This is a genomic window from Bacteroidota bacterium, assembly GCA_030706565.1.
GTDB lineage: Bacteria > Bacteroidota > Bacteroidia > Bacteroidales > JAUZOH01 > JAUZOH01.
On sequence record JAUZOH010000388.1, the window covers coordinates 1 to 3529 of the forward strand.

Genomic DNA, 3529 nt, shown 5'->3' on the forward strand with positions numbered 1-3529 from the left:
ACATTGAGGGTTACAGATTTTCCCAGCCTGTCCATGCAATCCATCCGTTCGCCGAAACCAAAGAAATGCTCGCCTGCAACCAATTGTTTGGTACATTTAACCGAATCCCCCTCAAAAGAAGCAGCCGTTTTGTCAATGTTGATGGCCTTTTTGTTCTCCTTATCGTAAAGGGCTATGCAGAGCGGATTTTTGTAAACTCTTACCGTGATTTTACCGGTCGACAACTTGGTGTAGTTGCCTTCATCCTTTTGGTTGATATCAATTTTGGGCCAGTCATATTTAGCGACCACATAATGTTCGTCAGGCTGGAATTGCCCGTTGGGACTGATACGTATCCTCAGCATGGTCGGGGAACAAAATTCAATTCTTAAGCTTGCTGATGAGGTTTTATATTCGAAGGTGTTGCCTGATGTTAGAGAGCCATCCGTATTTGCTTTGCTAGGAGCAGGATGAAAAAATGGACATAAAAAAATTGCCGATATTAAAAATATTTTAAAAAATGATCTCATTGTAATTTAATGTTTTAAGATTATAAGTAAAGAAGAACAATGTTGTAACAATATTGTCCCCTGTTTTGTGCTAAATGACTAATTAATCAGATAAAAATAATATTATTTTCAACCCTGTCTTTACTTTTCTCTTGAAATAATCCCCTAATTGCCGAAATTTTAACTAAAAAAGCCGATTTCCTAACAATGAATAATAAATTCTTTGGCAAAAACAGTACATGTAAATTTAATTAATTTGTAATAAGGTGAATATAAGAAAAATTAGACAGTTAGCATTTAGCGCATTTAACCAAAATATGACTTGCTTTTTTATGTAAGTTATTTCTCGTATTTTTGTAAAATCATTGTAAATTATTACTTTTTAGGGCAATAAATTACACCAAGAGCAAAATAATACTGTAAAGAAAGAAAAAAGCCGGTTGCAAGACGACCTTACTGAAAAAATTAATGTTTACATATACAATTTCAAAACGAAACAGGTATTTGCCGCAAAATAAACTGTATAGCTTATGAAAACTCAATATATTACCGATACTACCGGGAAAAAGGTAAGCGTAATCATACCCATACGGGATTATGAAAAAATATTGGAAGAGCTTGAAGAATTGGAGGACATAAAAGCATACGACCGTGCCAAAGCCCGTAAAAGTGAACCCATACCTTTTGAACAGGCAGTAAAAGAAATTGAACTCTTGCGCAATAGCCGTGTATAAGGTATTTATTGAAAAGGCTGTTTACAAGCAACTTAAAAATATCCCAGAAAAGGATTACCAAAAGATTATAACCTCTATTGCCAATTTGGCCAACGACCCTCGGCCGCCAGGCTGCAAAAAGCTTAAAGGCCACCAGGGATATAGGATTCGGGAAGGGAATTACCGGGTGATATATGAAATAAACGATAAAATTCTTACGGTTACTGTTATTGACGCTGGCGACAGAAAAGATATTTACGAATAATCATCTCTTTGTAAGGGTTTTATAAATCTTCATGCCATTATACGGATCAAAAGTATATAATATTAATTCTTATATTTAAAGATTCTTTATTGTTAGAAAGTACCTTTAATTTACAACCTTGCCTGCAATACAGAACTTATTAAGCAGCTGATTCTACTTAAAATCCGTGTCGGTTATTTGTATCAACTTATTATTTTGTCAGAAATATAAAATTAAGACAGGATTACAGGATTTACATGTTAATCCTGTAATCCTGTCTGATTTTTTTATTTTTATGATTTATTCCCCTGTATAAAATTTGATCATGTCGATGATGGCTTTTTGGCAGACCGGGCAAAATCCTTTGGCCGAATTGGTGCGCATCCGGCAATCCAGTGTGGGGCGGTAGACTCCTTTTGCCACGTAACCGGCGCCTTCAAAAGCTCCGGTTTTTCCCGTGTAATCCGGTTTTTCAGGTGTGGGAACCAGAATCCCCGGCGTTACCATTTTTTGCCATTTCTTGTCAAAGTGAACCAGGGTGGTGATATTCGGCTGCCAGGGTTCAACTCCTTTGGAAAATAAATTTTCGTAACTCAGGTCATCATCAACATATTCGTCGGCCAGGCCGGCAAATCCGTGCCCAAATTCATGGACAAAGACGGTGGATGATTCGATATCCCCCGACGAACTGGTACAGTAATAGTTGTATATGCCCCCGCCTCCGTAAACAGGCGAATTGACCAGTATATATATCTGATCGTATGGAACCAGCGAGGCAATATCGTGGAGGGTTCGCGTATCATAAGTCATCAGGTAACGGTCTGAGCCCAGGGTATAGAAGGTTGAGTTCAGGACGGTTTTCTTCCATACGTGTGCTCCCGGGATGTCTGCTCCCGTTTGCTTTGAAACCGATTCTACCGCCCAGATGTTGAAGCTTTTTTTGTAACTGTCGAATGGAGGGGTTGCAAAGAGGTTCTCTGAAAAACGTTTGGCGTCATCCAGAAATTTTCCCATCTCTGAAGCAGTATATCCATCGGCCAGGATTGCAATATCTACTTTTTTTGCCGGATCGCCATTGTAATAAATTTTATCTGTTTTAAAACTGTCCGTAACTTCGGAGCTGATAAAGCAACTTTGGGGATTAATAAATAAACCGAATTTTTTAACAAATTCATTATTTTTATTTCTTTCAAATAATTGAAAAAAAACGGTTTTTAGGGGGAAAGGGAATACAGCGGTTTGGGCAAAACTTCTGTTTATGGTTTTTGCTTCCCGGGTGCTGCGCCATTCGCTGAATAATGTTGAAAACCCTTGGGAATAAAGTGGAGTATAGGTTGCAGAATCGTAAACTATAAATTTATAATCTCCATAATTAAATTTGTCGATTAAATTTTTCTGAGGGCCGCCCCAATGGGGTTCTTCCTTCAGCTGGTCCAAAAAAGCAAAGGAAGTATCAGCGTTTCCGGCAAGCACATAGTCGACTCGCAGAGTCCTGGGCTGAAACCAGGATTCAAAGTTAACCTGAGCAAACGAGAAAATGGGAATGGACAGGGTAATCAGAACCAATATTGTTTTTTTCATTTTCTTACGATTTTTGTAATGATAAAAATAAAAAATATATTCGCTTGTCTTTACTTTGTTTTATAATAATTTCGGAAAACTATGAATGCACAGGTTGCTGATTTTTTGCGGGATATCCTTACCCGTATGGATTTGAAGGACTGCATGATCCCGTCTGTAAGCCATGCCATTATAATTATATTGATTATTTTGCTGGCTCTGGTCGGGGATATTATCACCAAACGCCTTATTGTCACTATAATTACTGCTTATGTAAAACGAAGCAAAAACCAGTGGGACGATGTTTTTCTGGAAAAAGGGGTATTCAACCGGCTCTCGCATTTTGCTCCGGCTTTGATCGTCTTTTATTCCATACATTTTACTTTTAACCAGTATCAGGCAGGCATAGCTTTTATTCAGGCCATGACCAAGATTTATATGATTATTATCAGTTTGCTGGTTGCCGATTCTTGCCTGGAAGCTTTGCATGAAATTTATGTAAACCATCCCCGATTTAAGAACAG

The 3529-nt window shown here is 37.9% G+C and carries 5 protein-coding genes; 3 read left to right on the top strand and 2 right to left on the bottom strand.

All coding sequences use genetic code 11. The features are described 5' to 3' along the window. The coding region (locus Q8907_14495) for a DUF4968 domain-containing protein (protein MDP4275481.1) at positions 1–509 on the bottom strand (509 nt) is incomplete at its 3' end. Positions 510–1018: 509 nt separating this feature from the next. On the opposite strand from Q8907_14495, the gene Q8907_14500 reads away from it, so the two are divergent. Together Q8907_14500 and Q8907_14505 are read left to right on the top strand one after the other, a co-directional pair. Continuing rightward, a complete protein-coding gene (locus Q8907_14500; protein ID MDP4275482.1) occupies positions 1019–1222 on the top strand; it encodes a hypothetical protein in 204 nt (67 codons plus the stop codon). Further along, positions 1215–1466: a type II toxin-antitoxin system RelE/ParE family toxin gene (locus Q8907_14505; protein ID MDP4275483.1), complete on the top strand. Its 252-nt coding sequence runs from the start codon at positions 1215–1217 to the stop codon at positions 1464–1466. Before Q8907_14500 ends, Q8907_14505 begins: the two co-directional genes overlap by 8 nt. 279 nt (positions 1467–1745) lie before the next feature. Here the strand turns inward: Q8907_14505 and Q8907_14510 are convergent, their stop codons facing one another. After that, positions 1746–3026: a M64 family metallopeptidase gene (locus tag Q8907_14510; protein ID MDP4275484.1), complete on the bottom strand. Its 1281-nt coding sequence runs from the start codon at positions 3024–3026 to the stop codon at positions 1746–1748. Between the two features lie 81 nt (positions 3027–3107). Here Q8907_14510 and Q8907_14515 point away from each other — a divergent pair. Next, the coding region (locus tag Q8907_14515; protein MDP4275485.1) for a hypothetical protein at positions 3108–3529 on the top strand (422 nt) is incomplete at its 3' end.